The organism is Acetobacter sp. DmW_136 (genome assembly GCF_008690365.1).
In the GTDB taxonomy this organism is placed as follows: Bacteria; Pseudomonadota; Alphaproteobacteria; order Acetobacterales; family Acetobacteraceae; genus Acetobacter; species Acetobacter oryzifermentans.
This window is the reverse complement of the sequence record NZ_VHON01000024.1, coordinates 21,771-45,972: the sequence shown is the minus strand read 5'-3', so window position 1 is coordinate 45,972 and position 24,202 is coordinate 21,771. Positions and strand designations below refer to the sequence as shown.

Below are 24,202 nucleotides of genomic sequence, written 5' to 3'. Positions count from 1 at the left end.
TTAATTAAATATTCTGGATCTATCTGTGAAGATATGCAGATGGCATGCGAAAATAGAATTCCCTTTTTAGCTAATCGTACGATTAAAGTTGCCGCTTAGCAGATAGCAGTTGCTTGCAAATTCTGCCGTATGGTCAAGATCAGGTTCAAGTGCATCTTCTACCATAACACGGCGCAACCGTAGGATAACGGCTTTTTCGGAAGCATCGCCGTGTAGATATTCCGATATCTTTGCCAACCACGCACTAATGCCGTTCTGCTCTGTTAGCATAAGAGGGTGCCGCTTATTTAGGGGAAGCCCGTTTTGTAACAACAGAGATGCTACGGGGGCATCAGTAATATGATACAGAAAATTGCCTGCTTCCTTGGCGTGCGTGGCTGCCAAGGAAGGTATGCGTGTCAGACGGATCTCATCTGGCAAAAAATGTGTGCGTAAGGGTGGAAGAAGCGGAAGTGAGAATAAGTCCGTTTGCGTTTCTTTCGCGTCGGTTCGGTGCTTCTGTTGAACATGATGTGGTTTTGAGTTGGTTGTACGTTGTCTTTCTTTCGCAAAAGGCAGAGGCAGCCCCGGTAATGTATTCTGTAATGACAACAGGTGATGATTACCCATTATGCACCTTGATGAGGGATCTCTTTTGTGGGCCGTTTTGATGCACACTCTGCACATAGCCCTTCCACTTCAACCGAGGTGCTCTGCATTACAAAGTCTTCGTTTTTACAAATGTGTTTCAGGGTTTCCAGAACAGTTGTATCCGCTATTTCCGTTACGGTTTTGCAGTTGCGGCAGATGAGAAACTGGGCCGTATGCAAGCAGGCTTCCGAGTGCTCATGCGTATGAGAACAATGGCGCAGATTGGTGCAGGGAATAAAAGCAGACAAGCGTTCAATACGGTGGATCAGGCCGTGTTCAAGTAGAAAATCGAGTGCCCGATATACTGTAGGAGGGGCGGGGCGCCGTTCTGCTGTTTTAAGTTCTTCCAGCAGATCATATGCCCCAACTGGACGCGCATGCATAAGAATAAGCCCGAGCACATCACGGCGCTGGGCCGTCATTCGCGCACCTTGTTGGGTGCATAGAGCAGTAGCTTTATCGAGTTGATGCTCAATATGCGCAGGAAAGGCATGAGCTGAGGTTGCTGTGGAAGAAGACGTAGGGTGGGGCATGTTCATCATCCGTTCTCTGTATTTCTTAGCGTAACTGATCTGAGAGGTGAAGACCAAATTTGCGCGGGTGAGGAGGTGACGTGCAGCTGATAAAATGTAATAATATTACATTGCATTCAAGCATGGTAGGATAACGCGTATGGAATTGATGAAAACAAAAGGCACTTCACGCCGGATGTTGTTGGGCATGGTGGCTGTGCTTGGTTTTGCAACCATGGGCACAGCAGGTAGTGCGACCGCGCGTCCTTTGTCTGTTGTGGCGGCAGAAAATACATGGGGGGACTTGGCTGCGCAGATTGCTGAGCCAGACATGCACGTGACATCTATACTTGTATCACCTGCTGTTGATCCGCATTTATATGCTCCTACACCGGATGATGCGCGGCGTGTGGCGGATGCTACGTTGGTTGTAGCCAATGGTGCGGGATACGATGCATGGATGGATCATTTGGTGCAGGCTTCTGCTTTGCCGCAGGCGCGGTATGTGCGTGCAGATACATGGTCTGGGTGGCACGAGGGCGGGAATGCCCATTTATGGTATGATTTGAACGCTGTGGCAGATTTTGCTCAAAGATTTGGAAAAGCGTGCGAGCAAGCAGATCCAGCACACGCAAAAGCATATGCTGAGCGGGCTCGGAAGTTGGGGGCTGATATTGCCAGCGTACAGGCCCAGGCCGCAGCATTACGCTCGCATGTGCAAGGTATGGCTGTGGCCGCAACAGAACCTCTATTTACCCCGCTGGCCAGTTACCTTGGTTTGGACATGAAGGAAAATGCCTTTCAGATTGCAATCATGAATGATGTTGAACCTCCACCTGTTGCTGTTGCTGCATTTGAGCAAGATCTTGCTCAAAAAAAACTACGGCTACTTGCCTATAATGTGCAGGTGGAAGAACCAGCCAGCAAACGTTTGATAGATCTGGCCCATAAAGCAGATGTGCCTATTCTGCCGCTAGCGGAAATTATGCCGCAGGATACGCATTGGCAAATATGGATCAGTTCAACTCTTACGCAAATTGCGCATTTGCTTGGTGTCGCGCCGTAATGTCATCTTCTGCTGTGCAAGTGGCTGGCGTAACTTTGTTACGCCAGAAAAAAACAGTGCTGGATAATATCAGTTTTACAATTCCTGCAGGCAGTTTTGTAGCTGTTTTGGGTGGAAATGGGGCTGGAAAGACAACCCTGTTTAGAACTCTTCTGGGGTTGGAAAAACTTTCGGCTGGCCAAATATGGATAGAAGGCCAGCCGGTGCAAAAGGGCCGTATGCCTATAGGGTATATGCCTCAGGTGCGCGCTATGGTGGCTGCACAACTTAGCGGCTGGAGCACAGTTGCCGCAGCGCAGCAGGGCTGGAAATGGGGCCTGCCATTTTACGGCAAACAGGCTAGAGCGGATATTGATGCAGCTTTGGCCGCAGTAGATGCGCAGGATCTGGCGCGGCGACCGGTAGGCTCCCTTTCCGGAGGAGAAAGGCAGCGGCTCATGTTGGCGCAGGCATTGCTGGATAATCCACATATCTTGTTGCTTGATGAGCCTTTGGCCAGCCTAGATCCTGCTCGTATGCGTGAAACAGCAGAACGTATTCATACACTGGCACGAGACAGGAATATAACGGTGCTCATGTCTACCCATGATATCAACCCTCTTATGGGGTTGATGGATCATGTTCTTTACATGGCGCATGGCAAGGCAGTGCTGGGGCGCGTGGAAGATGTGATGACAACCCAAACACTCAGTGCACTTTACGGCGCACCGGTTGAGGTGATTAAGGCGGGAAACAGATTATTTGTTGTGGCAGAAGGTGGTGGGGCATCACTTCAGTCCTGTATGTGCGTGGGGCATAGTGCTTGATGCTTGAGTATGAATTTATGCGCACCGCTTTTCTGGCGGCGTTTTTGGCGGCGCTGGTGTGTGGGCCTGTGGGGTGGTTTCTTGTCTTGCGTGGGCAAAGCTTTGCCAGTCATGCGCTTTCGCACGTAGGCTTTGCCGGAGCCGCTGCAGCCCTTCTGTTAGGTCAGCCCGCTTTGCTTGGACTTGGGCTTGGTGCTGTTGGTGGCGGTGTTGCCATAGGGCTGGTGGGAGATAGGCTGGTAGGCCGAGACGTAACAATCGGACTAGTGCTTTCTGTCGCCATGGGTTTTGGGGCGCTGTGCCTGCATTTTCTAACCCATTCTGCCAGTTCAGCCACAGCACTGCTTTTTGGTGATATTCTGGGTATCGGGTCTTCTATGTTAGGCTGGCTGGGTGTTCTTTCCGTAGCTTGTTTGATAGCGCTGGCATTTGTGGCAAGGCCGCTTCTTTTTGCATCGCTTCAGCCAGAGCAGGCAGAGGCGCGGGGTGTGAATATGCGCCTGCTTGATATTCTTTTTCTCATGATTGTTGCTGTAGCTACAGCGCAATGTGCCCAGATCACAGGTGTTTTGCTGGTATTTACGCTTATGATTGCGCCTGCTGCAGCAAGTTTGCGTATGGGTTTTTCACCCTTATTGGGAATGGGCATTGCAACGTTACTTGCGTTGCTGGAAGCTTGGTTGGGTTTGGTGTTGGCTTGGTACACCAATTGCCCTACAGCATTTTGGATTGCAGCGTTAGGTGGCGGTGTATTTATAACCGCCAGTCTGTTTTGCCGCTTGCGGGGCGGCTAAAAAATCTGGCTAGCTCTTGTTACTGCGGCAAGGACCAATCCAGCCAAGACCATAAAGCTACGACTGCTAGCAGCACAACATGCATGATAATCAGGGCTTTGACAGTAATAAACGGGATATAATCATCATCCCCTTTTACTGGATAATCATCATGATAATCCTGTGACATGTTTCAACACCTTGATTGTATGCCTAAAGCCCTTAGGGCTTTAGGGCTGGAGTATGGGGCAGAGCGTGATACATTCTATTAAAATAAACAAGCCCATGTGCGGTTGCATGGGTGCGTAACGCTTGCACAATACCAAACATTACGCTGTGTGTGCCAACTTCTACAATCTGGCTGATCTTGCAGTCAAACGAGGCCACAGCTTCTTCCAGTACAGGTGCGCCTGTTGCCAAGGCGCTCCAATGCCCAGTGGCAAATCGCTCCTGCATGGAGTTGGGGCTGGCAAAAAGGTTGGAGAGATGCTGCTGGGTAGATGCCAGCACGTTTACGCATAATGCGCTACCTTCATGAAAAGCCTGTCTGGCACGGCTTCCACGGTTCAGGCAGACCAAGAGCGTAGGTGGGGTATCTGTTACGGAACACACTGCGGAGGCTGTAAAACCAACGGGGTTTTCCAGCGTTCCTGTTGTAACAATGTTCACAGCTGCGCCAAGTCGGGCCATGGCATCGCGGTAGGCGCTGGTCTCCGGAGCCAACATCTGCTCTCCTTAAATCAATCAAAGATGGTTCGTACGTGTTTGTGCACGAAATAAAGAGGAAAGCAATGACAGAGCAAATTCTTTCCGCCGTATCTGGCGTAACAATGCAGCAGGAAGGGCATCTGGGACGTATTATTTTAGACCGTCCCAAACGGTTGAATGCCGTTGATATCAGTATGGCCAACGGCGTAAAAGCCGCTTTGGAAATGTGGCGGCATGATCCTTCCGTCCATACCATTCTTCTGGAAAGCAGCAGCCCGCGTGCCTTTTGCGCAGGGGGAGACCTACGCGCCATTTATGATCGTCTGAAAGCCCAAGGGGCATTGGCGGCATATGAACTGATGAAGCGCGTATATGATGTGATGCTGTTGTTGGCAGATTACAAAAAACCCATTGTTTCCTTTTTAGATGGCGTAGCTATGGGGGGCGGTATCGGCTTAGGTGGCCATGTGCGGTATCGGGTAGTTACGGAAGCATCTGTGCTGGCTATGCCGGAAACGGCTATTGGTTTGGCCCCCGATGCGGGAGGAAGCTGGTTGTTAGCCCGTGCGCCAGGTTTTTCTGGTTTACGGCGTGCTGTTACCGGTGGGCGTATGAACGGAGCAGAGGCCATAGCCATGGGGTTTGCAGATGTTCTGGTTTCATCGGACTCTCTTACAGATTTAAGAGAAACGTTGAGCGTTGAAAGTGCAGAGCATGTATTCAGCCGCCTTCATTCCCAGCCTGAAAGTCTGGACGTGCAAAATCTGGATTCCTGTTATGATGCGCCAGATATCTTGCAGGTTATTGAAAAATTGAAAGCGGACGGATCAGAAGAGGCGCAAGAGGATCTTGAAGCTTTATCACGTGCTTGTCCGTTTTCTGTGCAGGTAGCATGGTATGGATGGCACCAGGCACGTGCTGCTTCCTCGTTACATGCAGCTTTTGTGCTGGAGGAAAATATGGTGCGCCATATGGTGGCCCGGCCAGATTTTGTAGAGGGAATTCGGGCACGTTTGATTGATAAAGATAACCAGCCTGTGTGGATGCCGCCAACTTTGGCGGAAGTGAATAAGCAGGAAGCTCAAAATTGTTTTGAGAAGTAATGCAAACATGTCGCCCCGGAGCATTTTGTGCTGCGGGGCATAATGTTTTTGGGGTGTTTAGGCGGCTGCAGTTCGGAAAGCGATGGAAGCCGGTGCAGGTTTGCCAATCGGCAGTACTGCATATCCAAAGGCGTCCTCCAGAATTTCAGCAGCAGCGAGATAGATGGCGGAAAAACCGCAGAACAATCCTTCATACCCAGCAAACTGTGTAACAACTGGCATAGCCAGCATATCACCCGCGGCAAGGAGAGCGAATAGAACTGTCAGGCTTAGAAAAATAATCTGATGCGCCCGTGAGGCACGCAGCGTGGCAATAAACATGATAAATGTGAACAATCCCCACGCGAGTAGGTAGCTTCCTACAAGGTTAGGGCTGCTAGCATCCACAATGCCAGTATGAGGTAGGCCAATAAGTGCCACGAACGAAAGCCAGAAAGCACCGTAGGCGCTAAAAGCTGTCATGCCAAAGGTATTGCCATTGCCATATTCCAGCATTCCCGCCAGAATTTGGGCAACACCCCCAAATGTTAGCCCCATGGCCAGAATGGCAGAACCCATAGGTACCAGATCTGCATTATGTAAATTGAGAAGAACGGTTGTTAACCCAAAACCCATTAAGCCTAATGGGGCTGGGTTGGCTCTTCGGTATGTCACCGGAGGCGAGGTGTCGGAATATGCCATGCCAGATACTTCTTGTTATGAGTGATGACTTAAGCATTAAGTAAATGGCAGGGCAGAAGTTCTCTATAAAAAGAAAATTTAGATAAAATTAAATTCATCATCATGACTTTTATTTTAGGAAACTTTTTTCTTTATTTCACCCCACAGAAGTAGACTCCATAAGTGTAGAAACAGAGGCATTTGCCCCCACCTCATCCACAGAGCGATGGATGGGGCCGTATTTGCCATAAAACCCGGGAATGGCGCGGATAATGCCCGCCGCTTGTACGAGGCAGGAGATGGTTCTATCCCGCATAAGGGAGGCGCCATTCTGATCTGTGGCGGTGGTATGGAGAATTGCAGCAGCCTGCTCCAGAGCATCTGCCGTAGCCAGTGGGGTATGCCGCAATAGGGCAAAGGCTTTTAATGCATTTTCAAGAGCAGCGTGAGCTTGCGCATCAAGCTTGGTATGTTCTGCATTCCAGCGCAGGCGTAAAATTAGCCGACCTAGAGAAAGTGTTGCAAAGGCCGCATCTGTATAGCCCTGCCGGTCTATTCCGGAAGGAATAAAGGAAAGACGCATCATCAGCCGCGTGATTTTTTGAAGTTGGAGACCTTCCCATGCAATCCATTGCACGGGCTTGTTACTGTGGGAAAGAGCGAGTTGTTGCAGGCTGCGTGTAAGGGAAGAAACCAGCCGCGCAGCATCCAACCGATGGTCTGGCGGCAGAATAACCCGGAAAACCAGCACCAGAAGTATGCAGGCTGCTACCATGGTTATCCAGTTATTGGTGAGTGCGAGATCATTATAAATAATAGGGTTGTTAATAGAGAGCAGCATGGTGAAAAACACTGCATATCCAAATGCACCAATGCTGTAGCGCGGGTGAAATTGCAACCATACACCAGGTAGTAGAAACAGGCAGAGAGTTAGCCATAAAAGCGGGTAGCCATCTATACGAGGCAGAAACAGGGAATGGCATAAAAAACCCATAGGCACAGCCAACATGGTGCCTGTTGCCATCATGGGGCTTGCTTTACCGGCGGAGGGAGCTGTTGACAGCAGGCTTGATGCGGCGACTACATACAAAATCAGCATAGGGCCTGCGCTCCAGTGGAACACATACCACAGCATGCCAGCCAGAAGTGCAATGAACATGCCGCGCACACCATTGCGCAAGGCTACAGGCCATTCCAGATATTGGCGTGTGTGGAAAGATTCACGATCGCGGCGCAGGCTTGTAAGATCGTATAGGGCAAGATCTATCTGTACCAAAATATCACGCGTATTATCCAATGTGGCCAGCAAACTGGGTGCCGGATTGTTGCGTGAAAGTTGTTCCAGATTTTTCAGGCATTCATGCAGGCAGGCAGAAACCGGGGCGGGGTTTTCCAGCCAGCCGGGTTGTTCTGTAAGGTGCAGAATCTGCTCTAATGTTTCGGCAACATACTGATGCACAGGGCGTGATTGCGCATCTACCAAAGAGAGATTGAGCCAATAAGGATGATAGCTGACAATAAGCCCGGTTAAACGGTTAAGTGCCAAACGCAGATTGGAAATACGGGCCTGCATGTCGGGGTCATCTGCTGCGGCAAATTCTATGGCTGGTGTTAATCCTGCCATACCCGCCAGAAGGCGGCTGCGGCTATCATAAAGAGGTTGCGGCAGGCTACGGAATGCTGTGCCTGTGGTTGTAGTATCTGTTATTTCGGAAGGATTGTTTTCTTTTTCCGTATTTTCTTCTGGGTGAGAAGAAATACCTTCCTGTGCATGAAAGTTTTTTGCGTGGAGAATGGTGTCACGAAAGGCGTTGCCCAGTTTTTCCATCACAGCACTGGGTTTACGGGGGCTTGTTACCATAAATACACAAGCCGTTACCACCACACCGGTTACTACGGCAGAAAGTCGCCCCATTGCAGAAAGAAAAATATTGTCTGGGTCCGCAAAAGCAGGTGCCGCAATAATAACAATTGTATAACCGGTTAGTACAGCAGCATAGGCGCGAAAAAAGCGCAGGAACGTGGCGACCATGCAGGCTATTCCTACAAAAACAGAAAGAGCCGCAAAATACAGAACAGGGGACTGCACAAATACAGCCATAATGCCAATGCTGATAACGGCACCAATAACTGTGCCGATAACACGCCATACGCTTTTGGAAACCATAGCCCCTACAGTTGGATTTGCCACAATAAGAACAGTTGTGGCTGCACTGAGGGGAGAGTGAAGCTGGAACATGAACGCCAGAAAAACGGCAATGCCAATGCATAAAAAGACGCGGGCAGAATAGCCTGCGGTAGCCTTAAAGGCATTCCACTGGGCTTCATCAGAAAAAAGGGCAGGTAAGCAGTGGGAGAACACAGCGTTAAAGGAAGATAGTGTGTTACTGCTTTGCTCGGATCTAGCGTTCATGATGTGTTTCCAGCATGCAGGAAAGATCATGAATTAAGCTACGCACTTGGTCTTCCGTGAGGTTCTGGCGGACATTCTGTTCAAGCTGTGCAGAAATAGTGTGAAACAGCACACATCTTTCTTGCCCTGCAGGTGTGAGCACAAGCTTTTTGGCGCGCCGGTCCTGCATATCCTGTTGGCGTGTGATCAGCTTTTGTTTTTCCAGCAAATCCAGAATACGCACCAGTGCAGAACAATCCACGTTCATGGCGGCTGCAAGATCACTTTGCGTGGCTCCATCGGGCATCATCATCAAATAAGCCATCGGGCGCATACTGGCTAATGTCATGCCATGGGGGCGCAAGGCCCTGTCCAGTTGCGTGCGCCAGACTGTGGCTAACCGCATAATACGGAAGGTAAGCGCCATGTCTGAAAAACGCGTTTCATCCAGTGTGGGCAGAACGCGTGGAGAAGTCATGGAATCCTCATTTGTTAGCAAAAGAATATTTGATATATAAAGTATATTCATACGAATATAACATAGCTGTTTTGCGCGTCAATAATGGAAATAAAGCTACAAAGCACAGGAACATTAGCGTGAAGCCTCACTCCTGTTTCGGATGGTAGAGCTTAAAGTTGTGAGGTCATAAAACTGCGGGTTGAAAGCAAAGGCCGCTTATGCGCATTGTGCACCGGCTAATGGTGTCCTTTATGGGATGAAAAGGGAAGAACGGTGCAAGGCCGTCGCTGCCCCCGCAACTGTAAGTTACCCATGGTGTTCCGTAAGGGCTTTCGGGCCTCAACCACTGGTCTGCATGCAGGCTGGGAAGGTAGGGAGCGCCGTTTTATGTTCTGGCCTATGGCTGGGGTATTATGTGGGTACAAGCCAGGAAACCTGCCATTGGTGCCAGTATGCGTAAGCATGTTGGTGGGCCTTAGTTATTATTAAGTTCTGGCGTTGCTGCTGGCGGGGTGCCCGGCAGGCATAGATGTACCATAGGGTATATTTCCTCTGCTTATCTCTGAGGTAGAGGCGCCGGGTGTCTGCACCCCGTCAAGCGGCTGTTCTTTGAGAATGGCGGTTATTTCAGGGATACAGCATGGCCGAAGCTCCCGATTCTTCTCAAAAATCACTTCAGAATCGTCCTGTTTTGCATGTGTGTGTCACGTGTCGGCGCGGTGGGCCTGCTATGGATCAACCGCCGGGTGCCCAGCTATATGCACGTTTACAGGCCTTGGTGCAGGAAGCAGAAGCTACTGGGCAGGAAGCTCCCGTTCTGCTGCGTCAGGTTCAGTGTTTGGCAGCCTGCGATCGCGGATGCACTGCAGCCATTGCTATGCCAGAGCGTTGGACATGGTTATTAGGACATCTGGGTACAGAAAAAGCAGAAGATCTGCTGGCTTATGCCCAACTCTATGCAAAGTCTGCGCGGGGAACAGTCATGCCTTCGCGCCGTCCGGCATCTCTTTCCAATATGGTGTTGGGGCGTGTTCCCGCACAACTTTATGATGAACAGGAGCCTTCATGACAATCGCATCTCGCGTGCCTGTAACCATTATCACTGGTTTTTTAGGGGCAGGTAAAACAACCCTTTTGCGTAATCTGCTTCAGCGTGCTGCAGGGCACCGTATTGCCGTGGTGGTGAACGAATTTGGTTCCCTTGGCATTGATGGGGAAATCCTGCGCGGATGCGGAGTGGAAGGCTGCAAGGAAGATGACATTGTAGAGCTGACCAACGGTTGCTTGTGCTGCACGGTAGCAGATGATTTTCTGCCAACCATGGAAGCTCTGCTAGATCGGGCTGATCCACCGGAACATGTGGTTATTGAAACATCTGGTTTGGCACTGCCTAAACCATTGCTCAAGGCTTTTGGTTGGCCAACAGTGCGTAACCGCATGACAGTTGATGGCGTGATAACGGTAGTAGATGCACCAGCAGTGGCAGCAGGCCGTTTTGCAGATGATCCTGAAGCTATTGCCCAGCAGCGTGCGGCAGATCCTTCCTTGGATCATGACAACCCATTAGCAGAAGTTTTTGAAGATCAGATTAATGCCGCAGATCTTGTGGTGTTGAACAAGACAGATCTGCTGGATGCAGATGCGCTGACACGTGTTGAAGATGAAATCCGCCACACGGCACCACGCCCAGTTCAGATTGTGCGTGCCACAGAAGGCAAGGTGGATCCAGCCATATTGCTTGGGATTGGGGCAGCGGCAGAAGCAGACTTGGCTGCGCGTCCTTCTCATCATGATGCAGAGGATGGCGAACACGAACATGATGACTTTGAAAGTTTTGTCGTGCGCGTGCCTGAGCAGCACAGCGTCGAGCAGTTTTTAACGCTCTTGCAGGATACGGCGCGCCGTTATGATGTACTGCGCATGAAAGGTTTTGCAGCGGTAGCAGGCAAGACTATGCGTTTGGCTGTGCAGGGGGTGGGGGTGCGTTTCCGGCACGAATTTGATCGTCCTCTTTCCGCTAACGAAAAACGAGAAGGCCGCATTGTCGTGATCGGGCAAAAGGGGCTGGATGCTGCATCCATAGCCAAGGCTCTTGGCGGCACCTTGGTAACGGCCTGATTAAGGACGGAGTAGGCTTATGCATCTTTTGGTGCGGGAAAACCGGACGCTCGATGAACAGGAAATGGCAGAGGATCTTAATCTTCCCTCTGCTGATCTTGTTGTACTTTCTTTTACAGAAAGTGATCTTCTGGCCCTGCGCCATGCAGAAGCCTTGCTACGTGCTCAAACTGAAGAAGGCATAGTGCTTCCCACCTTGCAGGTCACAAGCCTGGCAAGATTACGCCATCCTATGTCGATCGATTTGTACATTGAAACCACATTGCAAAAAGCGCGCTGTGTTGTGGTGCGGCTGTTGGGTGGTTTGGATTACTGGCGTTATGGGGCAGAAGAACTGGCGGCATGGAGCCGTGAAACAGGCGTGCCGCTGGCTTTGTTACCCGGTGATACATCACAAAGTTCTGTTTCTGATGTGCGGGAACAGGCAGTACATACCGGAGATGATGGACGGCTGGCAGAACTTTCCACTATTTCCGCAGAACATTACGCGCGGTTAAACGGTTTTTTCCAACAAGGAGGGCCGGATAACATCTGCGCAGCATTGGAAGTTATGTCTGCACTGGCAGGGATGCAGGAAGATAAAGGGACACATCCTAAAGCATTGCCTGCATGGGGCGTATATCGTTCTTATCCTTCTACCGTCATGCCAGTTCAGGTGCAGATAAAAGCAGTGATACTTCTTTATCGCGCGCATTTGTTGGTAGGAGACGTGGCAGGGCCGGAATGTTTGGCAGAAGAACTGGCGCAACGTGGCTGTGCTGTAGATATTGTATATGTTACATCTTTGAAAGATCCTAACGTTTCTGATGATGTAAGCTATTATCTACAACGTGTAAAACCTGATGTTGTTCTGGACGCAACATGTTTTTCTGCACGAAGCCAGAATGGTTTTTCACCATTGGATGTGGCCGATGCGCCTATTTTGCAGCTTCTGCAGCCGGGGTGCACGCAGGCTTTGTGGCAAGAAAGCCCACGAGGTCTGGCGCGGGCGGATATGGCCATGCAAGTGGTATTGCCAGAACTGGACGGCACAATTGCAACATTTCCAATTTCTTTTAGAAAAGATGCACAGCCCGGACAGCCTGCATTTAGAGAACCTTATAAACCGGGTATAAAGTTGGTGGCAGGCCGTGCAATTGCATGGGCTAAATTGCGGAAAATGGCGCAATCAGACAAAAAAATATCTATTATTCTATCTGACTACCCAGGTGCAGGGCTCGAAAAATCTGGGGCCCATATAGCGCATGCTGTGGGGTTAGATGGTTTTGCATCTACATCTTCCATTCTCACGATCTTGCATAAGGCAGGTTATCATACAGGAGCAGAAAATGTTCCTGATGCAAAAGCCCTTGCCGCAGCACTTGTTGGTGGCAGTTCAAAGCCTGTTCTTGATACAAAGCTGTATCGTCAGTTTTTGGCATATTTAGATCCGGATTTTGTAAAATCTGTTTTTGCTGCATGGGGTGATCCCGAACACGATGCCAATGTAAAAGATGGCGTGTTTTGTCAGCGTTACATCCAGTTGGGCAATATTTCTCTGGCAGTGCAGCCAGATAGAGGGGCAGTAGCGGACCGTAAAGCGCTGTATCATGATCCAGACACACCTCCATGCCATGCATACGTTGCATTTTACTTGTGGTTGCAACATGTAAAAAAACTGGATGTCATGGTGCATTTGGGCACGCACGGCACGCTGGAATGGTTGCCCGGTAAGGCTGTGGCGTTGTCTCCATCCTGTGGGCCAGTTGTGCTGACGGGTGATGTGCCGGTTATTTATCCGTTTATTGTCAATAATCCGGGTGAGGCCGCAGCTGCGCGTCGGCGTTTGGGTGCTGTTATTATCGGCCATATGACGCCTCCTGTCATGCAGGCGGAACTTTCAGTAGATGCGCAGGAACTCGAACGGCTGATTGATGAATACGCTGAAGCAGACGGTCTGGACCCCCGTCGAGGCGCTTTGCTACGTGCTGATATTTTAGAAAAAGCTGTGCGTACGGGTGTGTTGGCTGAAAGCGGCGTGCGCCCCGGAGAAATGGATGAGGCAGAAGCGCTTGCGCGGCTTGATGCCTATTTGTGCGATGTAAAAGATCTGCAAATTCGTGATGGTTTGCATGTTTTTGGCAAACCAGCCGTACAATCCAAAAAACTGGTGCAGATTATTGCACAGGCATGCGGGCGGCAGGCGGATACTGTTTTCATGTCTGAAGTGGCGCATAAAATCATGCAAAGCGGGCAAGCAGAGGCACACGCCCTGCTTGCTGCATTAGATGGACGTTTTATAGCACCCGGCCCAGCCGGTGCGCCAACCCGTGGACGGGTGGATGTGCTGCCTACAGGGCGCAATCTGTTTACCGTGGACCCTCGCGCATTGCCTACACCTTCTGCCATGGTGTTGGCCGAGAAAATGGAAAAGCTTTTGCTGACAAGGCATTTGCAGGAACAGGGTGAACATCTAACACATATGATTATGGATATGTGGGGTTCTGCCAGTTTGCGCACCGGCGGAGAGGATATGGCCCTTGCCTTGCGTCTTATGGGAGTAGAGGTACAGCGCACCGCTGGCACAGGGCATGTTTGTGGGTTTGAAATTATTCCTTTGCCAGTGCTGAACCGGCCAAGAGTGGATGTAACGTTGCGTGTTTCTGGCCTATTTCGTGATGCTTTTGCAGATCAGATTGCCCTGTTTGATCAGGCTGTAGCGGCTGTTGCGGAACGGAATGAACCTGCCGAATGGAATCCTTTGGCGGCATCTGCCAAAGGGCTGAAAGGAGAGGCCCGAAAGCGGGCTACGGCTCGTATTTTTGGTGCTGCGGTTGGTAATTACGGCACAGGCATTGAGGAACGCCTGAATGCGGGATCTTGGGCTCATACGCAGGAACTTGGAACAGCTTGGCTGGAAGGTTCATCATGGACATATGGTGGTGGGCGAGATGGACAGCAGGATATGCAGGCTCTTTCCAATTTGGTGGGGCAAGCAGAAGCTGTGCTGCATGTGCAAGACAATGCTGAAACCGATATTTTGGAAAGCCCGGATATAGCTGCGCATGAAGGTGGCCTTTCTGCTGCGGCCGCTACATTGGGCGCAACACCAACCATATTACATGGTGATACATCTCGGCCAGATATGCCACGGTTGCGAACAGCAGCGCAGGAAGTGGCGCGTATTGTGCGCGGACGGTTGGCTAACCCGCAATGGATTGAAGGTATGCAGCAGCACGGATACGCGGGTGCGGCAGAAATGGCGCGCGGGTTAGATGCATTACACGGATTTGCAGCCACATTGCCCCAACGGTTTGATCGGCAATTCGATCTGGTTTTTGCTCAAACATTGGGAAATGCCGCGTGTGATGCATTTTTAAAACAGGAAAACCCAGCAGCGCGGGAAGCTATGCGTGCACGGTTTGCCGATGTATGGCGGCGAGGTTTGTGGCACCCACAGGGGAATAGTGTGGCCTGTGTTCTGGATGAGGAAAATGAGGCATGACAGCCCCTCGTATTATTATGGTTGCCGCTCCTCGTTCTGGCGGTGGCAAAACAACGGTTACACTCGCATTGCTGGCGGCTTTTCAACGCCGAGGATTACGGGTAGGGGCCGTTAAAACTGGCCCAGATTATATAGATCCCGCTTTTCATGCAGCTATCACACATCGGTCACCTCTTAATTTGGATAGCTGGTGCATGCCTGTAAATTTGCTGGCTGGTATCATGAATGCCGCTGCCAAAGATGTTGACGTGGTTGTGGTGGAATCTGCAATGGGGTTGTTTGATGGATTAATGGCCCCAAAAAATGCACGCGGTGCGCCTTCTGATATTGCAGCTCTATTTGGGATTCCTGTTTTGCTGGTGCTGGATGTTTCTGGGCAAGGGCAATCTGTTGGGCCGATTGCACAGGGCTTTGCGAGATGGTCTGATACTGTGCAGGTGCGTGGTGTTGTCATCAACCGTGTTGCATCCGAACGGCATGAGCGTTTGGCGCGCTCTGCCGTGGCCATGGCAGACCTGCCTGTTTGTGGGGCGCTTATGCGCCAAAAGGGTGAGGTACTGCCAGAGCGGCATTTAGGATTAGTGCAAGCGCGTGAGCACGGCAATCTGGCAGGGTGGTTATCAGACCTTGCGGATAAGGCAGAACGTGAACTGGATCTGGATGCTATTCTGGAAGCAGCAGCTCCTCTGGCGGAACAGAAGGCTGATCCAGTATCTCTGGCAGAAGCATGTATTCCGCCTCCGGGCCAACGTATTGCCGTGGCGGATGATGCTGCTTTTTCGTTTTTATATGGGCATCTTTCTTTGTTTTGGAGAAAAGTGGGTGCGGAGTTGGTTCCGTTTTCTCCACTGGCCGATCAGGCGCCAGATACCTCTTGCGATGCCTGTTGGTTACCTGGGGGGTATCCAGAACTTTATGCAGGCCAGATTGCGCAAGCAGAGCATTTTAAAAAAGGCTTGCAGGATTTTGCGCTTAAGAACCCTGTACATGGGGAGTGCGGAGGCTACATGGTTTTGGGCCGTGCATTGGAAGATGCGCAGGGGCAGACACATGCTATGGCAGGTTTGCTAGGACATGTAACGTCCTTCGCGCATCGAAAATTGCATTTAGGCTATCGTGAGGCCACGTTGCTGGCAGATAATGTTTTGGGCCACACAGGCACACGTTTACGCGGGCACGAATTCCATTATGCAACGGTTATGGATAAAGGTGAGGACGCGCCATTGGCAGATCTGGCAGCAGGGGATGGTACGCCCCTTGGTGCATGTGGTGGCCAGCGTGGCTTAGTTTCTGGGTCATTCTTTCATGTTCTGGCACGGTGTTCCAATCAGAATATTTTGAACTCTTCCTCTTTATGAAAAGAGCATATGCAAAAACGAACGCGGAAAGTTGTGTGATAACAAGGTATGCACAAAGTGTTCTGCCGTCCTGATAAAGCCGGGGCAGGCGGTGAGAAGGAGATATTGAAATGCGATCTTTTCCCGTGTTGCTGGTAAGGCATGCTCCTGTTCAGGTTGCGCAGGGCATTTGTTACGGCAGGCAGGATGTTGCCCTTAGCCCAGGGTGGGAGAGTATTGTTTCTGGGCTTTCTGTTCTGGCTAAGGGTGCTGTTTGCCAGGTGTTATATAGCTCTCCTGCGCAAAGGTGCTGGCAGATGGCGCAGCGTTTGGCGCAAAGTGCAGGCATGGAACTACGCGTGGATCACCGATTGGCGGAATTGAATTTTGGCCGGTGGGAAGGTGTGCGTTGGCAGGACATAGATCGCACATTGCTGGATGAATGGGCCCAAAATCCAGAAGGTTTTGCACCGCCAGAAGGTGAAAGCGGGCAAGACCTGTACCAGAGGATTCAGAGTTTCTGGCGCGAAGTGCGCCAACGTGAAGAAAATGTGTGTGTATTATCGCATGGAGGGCCATTGCGGCTTTTGAGCGCTTTTGCCGGTGGGTATAAACCGTACCTTCTCGCACCTTCCATGCCGCAAGGTTTTGCGCGCCTGTTTATGGTGGGAGAAAAGAACGAACTTGCTTCAAATCAAAGAGATTTTTTGACACATCATAAAAAGGAAGAGCCGTGCTAGGTATGATAGATCCGCAAAAGCCAGCATTATTACAGGATGTAGAGCATCATCGTACCAAAATGCAAAAACGCAAAGCTGTGCAGGATAAAGAAGTTGCCAGCAAAACAGTGGAAAAAGGCTTGTTGATTGTAAATACAGGTTCCGGAAAAGGAAAATCTACTGCGGCGTTTGGTCTGGCTTTGCGGATGTTGGGGTATGGCCGGCGTGTTGTTGTGGTGCAGTTTATCAAAGGGGCATGGCATACGGGAGAACGCAAGGCGCTAGAACGCTTTGAGGATTTGGTAGAATGGCACGCGTTGGGTGAAGGTTTTACGTGGGAAACGCAGGATAAGGCGCGGGATATTGCTGCATGCCAACGTGCATGGCATGTTGCTCAACAAGCGTTGGCAAACCCAGATGTTGGGTTGGTGATCTTGGATGAACTGAACATTGCATTAAGGTATGATTACCTACCTATGGAGCAAGTTCTTGCAGATATTGCAGCACGCCCGGCAAGCTTGCATGTTGCCGTAACAGGCCGCAATGCCAAGGAAGCCATGCTGGAAGCGGCTGATTTGGTAACTGAAATGACAGTGGTGAAACATCATTTCAAAGCGGGTGTAAAAGCGCAGGAAGGCATAGAGTTTTGAGCACCCGTGTTCTGATGGTGCAGGGCACAGGGTCTAGTGTCGGAAAATCAACACTCGTTGCAGGCCTTGCGCGTGCCTTTACCCGGCGAGGGCTGCGGGTTTTGCCGTTTAAACCGCAGAATATGTCCAATAATGCCGCTGTAACATGGGATGGTGGTGAAATTGGGCGTGCTCAAGCTTTGCAGGCGCGTGCCTGTGGGGTACCTGCAAGCGTTGATATGAACCCAGTTTTGCTCAAACCACAGGGTGAGACAGGCGCACAGCTTGTTGTGCGGGGGCGGATTGAAGAAACAGTGCAAGCGCGGGATTATCAGAACCGAAAATTACTTCTGATGCCAGCCGTTTTGCAAAGCTTTGTAACACTTGCCGCAAAGGCAGACTTGGTTTTGGTAGAAGGTGCTGGGTCTGCTTCTGAAGTAAATTTACGAGCGCATGATATTGCCAATATGGGGTTTGCAGAAGCTGTAAATGCTCCGGTTGTGCTTGTGGGAGATATAGATAGAGGCGGAGTGATTGCCAGCCTTGTGGGTACACAAGTTGTTATAAGTCAGAAAGATGCCCAACGGATCAAAGGGTTTATTGTAAACCGTATGCGGGGTGATCCAACACTGTTTGCTGATGGCATGCAGTTTATTGCCGAACGTACAGGGTGGCAGCCGTTAGGGCTTGTGCCGGATTTGCCAGAGGTGAGAACCCTGCCAGCAGAAGATGCCGCAGATCTGGATGAAAAACTTGCGCATGCAGTAAGGCACTCAAAAGCAAACTTAGATCAGAATGCGCCGCTACGTGTTGTTGTGCCTCATTTGCCGATGATCGCCAATTTTGATGATCTGGATCCACTGTATGCAGAACCCGGTGTGCACCTTATCTTGGTTAAACGTGGCGAGCCTTTGCCAGAATGCGATCTGATTATATTGCCCGGATCGAAAGCGACATTATCTGACCTTGCTTGTTTGAAAGAACAGAAATGGGACAAGCAGATTGCAGAACATGCTGCCAATGGTGGTTATGTGATGGGTATTTGTGGTGGCTATCAGATGTTGGGTGCTACGGTGGCTGATCCTTATGGAACAGAAGGCGCTATAGGACAGACGGCAGGGTTGGGGCTGTTAAAAATTGATACAGTTTTAAGCCGAGATAAAAGTCTAGAACACAAGGAAGGAAACCTAGCGGCAGAAGGCAGTAAAGTTGCTGGATACGAAATGCATGTGGGCCAAACAACAGGGGCTGATTGCCAAAGCCCTTTGATATACATGGATAACCATCCGGAAGGTGCCGTTTCTGCAAATGGGCGTGTATGGGGCACTTATCTGCATGGCATTTTTAACCACAGGGCTGCGCGTATGGCTTTGCTTGCGCGCGTAGGTGGGGCCGCATTTCAACCAGATGGCATATGGTATGCTGCCGGGGCAGATTTACCAGCGCAGCATGATCAGAGTGTAGAACAAGCGCTGGATGCGTTGGCAAACCATCTGGAACAGCACATTGATCTAGATGTCTTGTTGCAGTTGGCTACTGTACCGGCTGGTATTTAAAAAACGACAACTACTTTAACGCTGAATCCACTGTCTTCTTGCCGGGTTACGTTTTTCCCACCCTCGGCGTTCAAGCTCTGGTGTGTTGGCATGTTGTTCCGGAAAGCCAACACATAGGTAAGCCAGAAACTGCCAGTTGGGCTCTACGCTTAAAGCTGCATGTGCTTCCTGTGGATTAAGGATGGAAACCCATCCTACCCCAACGCCGTGGGCCGTAGCCGCCAACCAAAAAGTGTGAATGGCCATAACGGCAGACCATGTGGTGGTTTGTGGCATAGTAGCCCGTCCAAGCCCACGTCCCTGTTGAGGATTGGTCTCACAAAATACGGCTATATGGTGAGGGGCATCATCCAGCCCGGCAAGTTTTAGCCGCGCATAACGCTGGGCGTCTTTTCCTTCTCGCCCCTCCAGTTCTTGCGTATTGCTGCGCATAAAGTTCTTGCGGATGGCATCGCGGCGGTTGGAATCATTTACCAGCACAAAGCGCCATGGCTCGCTTAGCCCGACTGAGGGTGCCAAGCAGGCTGTTTCCAGTAGTTCATCCAATACAGGTGTTGGCACAGGTGTTGTACGAAAATGCCGCACATCCCGCCGCCATATAAGCAGTTGCTCTAATTGGTTCTGAAAAGAAGGTGAGAAAAAAGGTGCTGTCATGCCTTTATCATGCAGCCAATAGCGGCCAGCAGCAACCCACCTATCAGAATACCACAAGCCCTGCGGTAAAGGATAAGGCCGCGCTCCAGATCATGTAGGGTGGCCGTTGTGGTGCCTTCTCCAATCCACCCATCATCAACTACAGTTCCTGCATAATTGCGGGGGCCCCCAAACTTTACGCCAAGGGCAGTGGCCAGAGCTGTTTCAGGCCATCCAGCATTAGGAGAGCGATGGCGGCTGGCATCTCGCCACACGGTGGAGCAAATCGTGCGCCACTGTGTGGGGCGTGTGGATAGCAGGATACACAAAGCGGCCAAGCGGGAAGCTGGCAGGTTAATGAGATCATCCATTTTGGCAGCAGCCATGCCAAATGCAGCATAACGTGGGTTAAGATGGCCGATCATGCTGTCTGCCGTGTTGATGGCTTTGTAAAATACAGTTCCGGGTAAGCCGAGCAGTGCAGTCCAAAATAAGGGCGCAACAATGCCGTCGGAGAAGTTTTCTGCCAGACTTTCAAGCGCGGCACGCACAACGCCAGTTTCATCCAGTACGGATGTATCTCGCCCCACAATTTGGCTTACAGCTGTGCGGCCACCTTCTAATCCGACCTGTTGAAGCGCTGAGGCAACTGCTTTGACATGCACCCACAAAGATTTCTGGGCAACCAGTGTACAGGCCGTAACAGCCTGTACACCAAGCATGAAAAGCGGCGGCAAAAACATATAACCGATATGGAGTATAAATATCGTAAGCCCGACGGGAATACCGACAAGCAGCAACAGCGCGAAAAAACCGGATATCCGGCGTGCTGTCTCTGACCACTCTGGCCTGTTGAACGTCCGCTCCAGCCTGTTTATCAAGAAGCCAATCCACACAACAGGGTGGCTTATTGCAGCAAACAGCGGTGCAGGATATCCGCACAAGGCTTCCAGCCCCGCAGCCATGGCGGCAACGGGCAGGGTTATAGAAAAAGGATAAAGCAGCATGGCAGATGCAGGCGTGCGGGAAAAGCGGCAAGAAGGCAAGGGGTATCCGCCGCAACAGGCACCTGCGGTTTCTGTGATGCCTTCAAAATCTTCATCAGCATCAAGCCATATTCCTGCACATGGGGGGCAGGTGCAAAAAGTTATGCAGATGTTTGCAAACGCACCGCAACCATTTGTAGACCTTTCTACAGGCATCAGCCCTTTTGCTTATCCGGCCAAACTGCCTGATCTATCTGCTTTGCATACATTACCGGAGGAGGCAGAAGAAGCTGCGCTACAGATGGCGGCTGCGACAGCATATGGTGTTTCTGACCCCAGCATGGCGGTTGCAGGTGGAGGAAGCCAGAGCTTGATTGCTTTGTTGCCACGGGTGCTGAAGGCAGAACGAGCGTGCATATTAGGCTCCACTTATTCTGGACATATGCAAGCATGGAAAAAGAACGGTATTCCGGTATCCGAGGTGCCTGATTTCGCTCAGCTACAGTTGGCGGCACAGCAAAAAAATACGGTATGTATTATCTGTAATCCCAATAATCCTGATGGGCGTTTGATAGGGGCCTTGCACTTGCTGGATCTGGCCAATATCTGTCAGGCAGCGGGAAGCTGGTTGGTGGTGGACGAGGCTTTTGCAGATATTACTGGCCAGAGCGTTGCATCTGCCCTGCCGCATCCAGCTTTACTGGTTTTACGCTCTTTTGGAAAAACTTATGGATTGCCCGGGGTACGGCTTGGGTTTTTGTTGGCTCAACCCAGTGTGGCTGCATATGCGCGAGATTTGTTAGGGTCATGGCCCGTTAGCACCATTGCGCTGGCAGTTGGGTGCCAAGCCTTGCAGGATAAGGAATGGTTAAAACAGACATCAACCAAACTGTATGCTGCCAGTTCACGCCTAAAAAAATTGCTGACTAAAGCGGGCTTAAGCCATAAAGGCCAAGCTGTTTTGTTTGAGTTAATTGAATGTGAACATGCAGCAGAGTTATGGCAGCATCTTTGTCAGCAAGGCATCGTAACCCGGATTTTTCCTTATAATGCGCACTGGCTGCGTATGGGGCTACCAGCTTCCGAGGTGCAATGGCGCAGGTTAGAAGCAGCTTTGCAGGCTTGGCATACGCTTTAATAAAAAAGCGCAGATAATGCTGTCATGATCGTGCATTCGGTTATAACGGCGCAGGCACCCAGAATATCACCTGTGTAGCCACCAAGTTTGCGTTGTGCATATCGGGCTATCAGCAAAGCTACCGCCAAAGCCAGTAGAATAGGAAAAACTATAAATGTTAGCAAACATGCTACCGTAAGCGGTGCTGGCATTAAAAATACTGTCAGTAAAATGCAAAGACAGATTATTCCAGCCAAAGCAATTGTGAGATTACGCTGTGCCAAAGGGTAAAGGGATCGTGCCAGACCATCAGGCCGGGCCGGTGGAATTGTTTTTGTAACAACCAAAAATGCGCCACGTGCCAGACAGCCAGCAATGCCACATATCAGGCAAGCCAGTGCGATGGAATGTATAGATGAAAGCACGCCCGCGCGTATTAAGATTGCCAAACATAAAGCCAGAACACCGTAACTTCCAATACGGCTGTCACGCATAATTTCCAGCTTGCGTTCAGGTGTCATGCCGCCAGAACTATCCGCGGTATCGGCCAAGCCATCTTCATGAAGACCGCCTGTTACAAGAATTTGCATCCCTAAAGCTATGCCTGCGGCTGCCAGAGGCGGAATATGGCGACATTGTAATACTGCGGACAGGCCACCGGTACATATTCCAATGCCTGCACCAATAAGAGGCCAGCACCAGATGGATTGTGCCAAGGGCCAAGAAGCGGAACTGTTTTTGTAAGCAGATGGCAACAGCCAGCCAACAGGTATGCGCGTAAGAAGCCCAACACCACAGGCCAGATGTAAACGTAATGTATCTGGTATAGAAAGGCGGCCAGAAGAGGTCATGTTTTCTGGCTTACCGCGGCTTCTGCAAAAGTAGCCATACCTGTGTGGCAGGCAAGCGCTGCCCGTATGATAGAAACTGCAAGCGCTGCGCCAGAACCTTCTCCTAACCTGAGGCCCAATCCCAAAAGAGGTTCTAGATTCACATAAGAGGCAAGGCGATGTGTTTGTCCTGTTATGGTCGCGCAATGTGAAAGGCAGGTATGGGCCAGCCCATCAGCGTGCAAGCGTGCAAGAGGTGCGGCCGCAGCCGTGCAAACAAAGCCATCTAACAGAACCGGTACGCTCTTATGCCTGGCAGCCAATGTGGCGCCCAGTGTAGCCGCCAGTTCGTATCCGCCAACACAGCGTGCAGCTTCTAATGGATCAGAACATGCTTGCCGATGCAGGCTAAGTGCTGCGTCAATAACTGCGGCTTTACGTTTCAATCCGGCATCATCCGCACCGGTGCCGCGTCCGGCCCAGATGATGCCGCTTTCCTCAAACAAGGCTGCTGCCAAAGTGGCTGCGGCAGTGGTGTTTCCAATACCCATTTCGCCCAAGCACAAGAGATCGCAGTGAGATGACACGGCGTTGTAGCCAAGTGTGACAGCTTGCAAAAAATTCTGCTCTGTCATGGCTGCTTCATGCGTAAAATCGGCCGTAGGTTGCAGATCATGCACAGGAATAACGTGTAAGGATGCGCCAACTGTTTTGGCTATCTGGTTGATGGCAGCCCCTCCGTTACGGAAATTGCTGACCATTTGAGCTGTAACATCAGAAGGCCAGAGGGAGATTCCTTGCTGCGTTACGCCGTGGTTTCCTGCAAAAACCAAAACCTGCACATTTTCCAGCTTTGGTGAGGCACGTTTCTGCCACCCCCCTAGCCAGCTTGTAAGTTCTTCAAGGCGGCCGAGGCTACCTTCTGGCTTGGTAAGTTGCTGTTCGCGCTGGGCAATGGCGTTTTGGGCCATCTTATCTGTCTGCGGCAAGTTGCTACACAGGCTTCTGAGCTCCTGCATGGAACCAAGGCAGAGTGGCGCGTTAGAAAAAGAAGGAGATGATGGCATGCCGTTGATTTTGTGCTGTTATAAGGATGTAAGCAAACAAAAATAGTGAGGCGCATATACCATGAGTGTCCTATCTCTCAATCCAACAGAAATAGGGGCGCAGGGCACTGTTCTGATTTTGGGGGGCGCACGTTCAGGAAAAAGTGGTTTAGCCGAAGCAATGCTGACAGCCTTGCCTTCTCCTTGGATCTATCTGGCGACTGGTCGGGCATTTGATGCAGAAATGCAGGAGCGTATTGAACACCACAAGGCCAGCCGAACAGAGCAGGGTTGGCAAACGGTTGAGGAACCGCTGGATATTGCATGGGTGTTAAAAACCTATGCACATCTGCCTGTGTTGGTAGATTGCCTGACCTTGTGGGTGACCAATATGTTGCTGGATGACCAAAATATTGAGGAGGCAACACACTATCTGCTGGAGGTGTTGCCGGAGCGCTTGGCCCCCACCATTCTTGTAGGCAATGAAGTTGGGTTGGGGATTGTTCCGGAAAACGCTTTGGCCCGTCGTTTTAGGGATGAGGCAGGGCGCCTGCACCAGCGGATAGCGGCGCAGGCAGGGCAAGTTGTTTTTGTGGCAGCCGGGCTGCCACTGGTGCTTAAAGGGAAAGCTTTATAA

The 24,202-nt window shown here is 50.8% G+C and carries 24 protein-coding genes and 1 riboswitch; of the genes, 13 read left to right on the top strand and 11 right to left on the bottom strand.

Annotated features, from left to right (window positions below; all coding sequences use genetic code 11):
- Positions 1–66 precede the first annotated feature (66 nt).
- Both FKW31_RS16415 and FKW31_RS08445 read right to left on the bottom strand, forming a co-directional pair.
- Positions 67–420, bottom strand: coding sequence for a hypothetical protein (locus tag FKW31_RS16415; protein WP_150178309.1), 354 nt, complete (start codon positions 418–420; stop codon positions 67–69).
- 188 nt (positions 421–608) lie between these two features.
- Positions 609–1,172, bottom strand: a complete 564-nt coding sequence (locus FKW31_RS08445; RefSeq protein ID WP_150178308.1) for a Fur family transcriptional regulator — start codon at positions 1,170–1,172, stop codon at positions 609–611.
- Positions 1,173–1,302: 130 nt separating this feature from the next.
- Here FKW31_RS08445 and FKW31_RS08440 point away from each other — a divergent pair, with 130 nt between their 5' ends.
- The 3 genes from FKW31_RS08440 to FKW31_RS08430 are packed head-to-tail and all read left to right on the top strand — an operon-like array spanning position 1,303 to position 3,808.
- Positions 1,303–2,208, top strand: coding sequence for a metal ABC transporter solute-binding protein, Zn/Mn family (locus tag FKW31_RS08440; protein ID WP_150178307.1), 906 nt, complete (start codon positions 1,303–1,305; stop codon positions 2,206–2,208).
- A complete protein-coding gene (locus FKW31_RS08435) occupies positions 2,208–3,014 on the top strand; it encodes a metal ABC transporter ATP-binding protein (protein WP_150178306.1) in 807 nt (268 codons plus the stop codon). The genes FKW31_RS08440 and FKW31_RS08435 overlap by 1 nt, the downstream gene beginning before the upstream one ends.
- The gene (locus FKW31_RS08430) at positions 3,014–3,808 is read left to right on the top strand and encodes a metal ABC transporter permease (RefSeq protein WP_150178305.1); all 795 of its coding nucleotides are present in this window, start codon (positions 3,014–3,016) and stop codon (positions 3,806–3,808) included. The genes FKW31_RS08435 and FKW31_RS08430 overlap by 1 nt, the downstream gene beginning before the upstream one ends.
- A gap of 19 nt (positions 3,809–3,827) precedes the next feature.
- Here FKW31_RS08430 and FKW31_RS16045 read toward each other — a convergent pair whose 3' ends face one another.
- Together FKW31_RS16045 and FKW31_RS08425 are read right to left on the bottom strand one after the other, a co-directional pair.
- Positions 3,828–3,977 carry a hypothetical protein gene (locus tag FKW31_RS16045; RefSeq protein ID WP_162853393.1) on the bottom strand — a complete coding sequence of 50 codons (150 nt, stop codon included), beginning with the start codon at positions 3,975–3,977 and terminating at the stop codon, positions 3,828–3,830.
- Positions 3,978–4,009: 32 nt separating this feature from the next.
- On the bottom strand, positions 4,010–4,513 hold the full coding sequence (locus tag FKW31_RS08425) for a flavin reductase (RefSeq protein WP_006117307.1): 504 nt from the start codon (positions 4,511–4,513) through the stop codon (positions 4,010–4,012).
- A gap of 65 nt (positions 4,514–4,578) precedes the next feature.
- Here FKW31_RS08425 and FKW31_RS08420 point away from each other — a divergent pair, with 65 nt between their 5' ends.
- Entirely contained in the window at positions 4,579–5,598 is a 1,020-nt protein-coding gene (locus FKW31_RS08420) for an enoyl-CoA hydratase/isomerase family protein (RefSeq protein ID WP_150178304.1), read from the top strand.
- 57 nt (positions 5,599–5,655) lie between these two features.
- On the opposite strand, the gene FKW31_RS08415 is transcribed toward FKW31_RS08420, so the two are convergent.
- From FKW31_RS08415 to FKW31_RS08405, 3 genes are all read right to left on the bottom strand, one after another.
- Positions 5,656–6,279 (bottom strand): acetate uptake transporter, encoded by a 624-nt coding sequence (locus tag FKW31_RS08415; protein WP_150178303.1) that lies wholly within the window; start codon positions 6,277–6,279, stop codon positions 5,656–5,658.
- A 136-nt stretch (positions 6,280–6,415) separates the two neighbouring features.
- Positions 6,416–8,671: an FUSC family protein gene (locus FKW31_RS08410; RefSeq protein ID WP_193562060.1), complete on the bottom strand. Its 2,256-nt coding sequence runs from the start codon at positions 8,669–8,671 to the stop codon at positions 6,416–6,418.
- A complete protein-coding gene (locus tag FKW31_RS08405) occupies positions 8,661–9,179 on the bottom strand; it encodes a MarR family winged helix-turn-helix transcriptional regulator (protein ID WP_150178302.1) in 519 nt (172 codons plus the stop codon). Before FKW31_RS08405 ends, FKW31_RS08410 begins: the two co-directional genes overlap by 11 nt.
- A gap of 154 nt (positions 9,180–9,333) precedes the next feature.
- A riboswitch (cobalamin riboswitch) is annotated at positions 9,334–9,568 on the top strand.
- A gap of 182 nt (positions 9,569–9,750) precedes the next feature.
- Between FKW31_RS08405 and FKW31_RS08400 the strand changes: the two genes are divergently transcribed.
- The 7 genes from FKW31_RS08400 to FKW31_RS08370 all read left to right on the top strand — a co-directional run bounded on the left by FKW31_RS08400 (position 9,751) and on the right by FKW31_RS08370 (position 18,953).
- Positions 9,751–10,179 (top strand): DUF1636 domain-containing protein, encoded by a 429-nt coding sequence (locus tag FKW31_RS08400; RefSeq protein ID WP_150178301.1) that lies wholly within the window; start codon positions 9,751–9,753, stop codon positions 10,177–10,179.
- Positions 10,176–11,228: a cobalamin biosynthesis protein CobW gene (cobW, locus tag FKW31_RS08395; protein WP_150178300.1), complete on the top strand. Its 1,053-nt coding sequence runs from the start codon at positions 10,176–10,178 to the stop codon at positions 11,226–11,228. Before FKW31_RS08400 ends, cobW begins: the two co-directional genes overlap by 4 nt.
- 19 nt (positions 11,229–11,247) lie before the next feature.
- Positions 11,248–14,712, top strand: coding sequence for a cobaltochelatase subunit CobN (gene cobN, locus FKW31_RS08390; RefSeq protein ID WP_150178299.1), 3,465 nt, complete (start codon positions 11,248–11,250; stop codon positions 14,710–14,712).
- The gene (locus FKW31_RS08385) at positions 14,709–16,070 is read left to right on the top strand and encodes a cobyrinate a,c-diamide synthase (protein WP_150178298.1); all 1,362 of its coding nucleotides are present in this window, start codon (positions 14,709–14,711) and stop codon (positions 16,068–16,070) included. Before cobN ends, FKW31_RS08385 begins: the two co-directional genes overlap by 4 nt.
- Positions 16,071–16,180: 110 nt before the next feature.
- Positions 16,181–16,789 carry a histidine phosphatase family protein gene (locus FKW31_RS08380; RefSeq protein ID WP_150178297.1) on the top strand — a complete coding sequence of 203 codons (609 nt, stop codon included), beginning with the start codon at positions 16,181–16,183 and terminating at the stop codon, positions 16,787–16,789.
- Positions 16,790–16,791: 2 nt separating this feature from the next.
- Positions 16,792–17,418, top strand: a complete 627-nt coding sequence (gene cobO / locus FKW31_RS08375; RefSeq protein WP_150178336.1) for a cob(I)yrinic acid a,c-diamide adenosyltransferase — start codon at positions 16,792–16,794, stop codon at positions 17,416–17,418.
- Positions 17,419–17,432: 14 nt separating this feature from the next.
- The gene (locus FKW31_RS08370) at positions 17,433–18,953 is read left to right on the top strand and encodes a cobyric acid synthase (RefSeq protein WP_150178335.1); all 1,521 of its coding nucleotides are present in this window, start codon (positions 17,433–17,435) and stop codon (positions 18,951–18,953) included.
- Between the two features lie 15 nt (positions 18,954–18,968).
- Here the strand turns inward: FKW31_RS08370 and bluB are convergent, their stop codons facing one another.
- On the bottom strand, positions 18,969–19,607 hold the full coding sequence (gene bluB / locus FKW31_RS08365; protein WP_035352339.1) for a 5,6-dimethylbenzimidazole synthase: 639 nt from the start codon (positions 19,605–19,607) through the stop codon (positions 18,969–18,971).
- Complete coding sequence (gene cbiB / locus FKW31_RS08360) at positions 19,604–20,593, bottom strand: adenosylcobinamide-phosphate synthase CbiB (protein ID WP_150178296.1); 990 nt, start codon at positions 20,591–20,593, stop codon at positions 19,604–19,606. The genes bluB and cbiB overlap by 4 nt, the downstream gene beginning before the upstream one ends.
- Between cbiB and cobD the strand changes: the two genes are divergently transcribed.
- Positions 20,592–21,710, top strand: a complete 1,119-nt coding sequence (gene cobD, locus FKW31_RS08355) for a threonine-phosphate decarboxylase CobD (RefSeq protein WP_150178295.1) — start codon at positions 20,592–20,594, stop codon at positions 21,708–21,710. The genes cbiB and cobD overlap by 2 nt on opposite strands.
- On the opposite strand, the gene cobS is transcribed toward cobD, so the two are convergent.
- Together cobS and cobT are read right to left on the bottom strand one after the other, a co-directional pair.
- Positions 21,707–22,540 (bottom strand): adenosylcobinamide-GDP ribazoletransferase, encoded by an 834-nt coding sequence (gene cobS, locus FKW31_RS08350; protein WP_150178294.1) that lies wholly within the window; start codon positions 22,538–22,540, stop codon positions 21,707–21,709. The two genes, cobD and cobS, sit on opposite strands and share 4 nt — an antisense overlap.
- A complete protein-coding gene (cobT, locus tag FKW31_RS08345; protein ID WP_150178293.1) occupies positions 22,537–23,586 on the bottom strand; it encodes a nicotinate-nucleotide--dimethylbenzimidazole phosphoribosyltransferase in 1,050 nt (349 codons plus the stop codon). Before cobT ends, cobS begins: the two co-directional genes overlap by 4 nt.
- Positions 23,587–23,647: 61 nt before the next feature.
- Here cobT and cobU point away from each other — a divergent pair, with 61 nt between their 5' ends.
- On the top strand, positions 23,648–24,202 hold the full coding sequence (cobU, locus tag FKW31_RS08340) for a bifunctional adenosylcobinamide kinase/adenosylcobinamide-phosphate guanylyltransferase (RefSeq protein WP_150178292.1): 555 nt from the start codon (positions 23,648–23,650) through the stop codon (positions 24,200–24,202).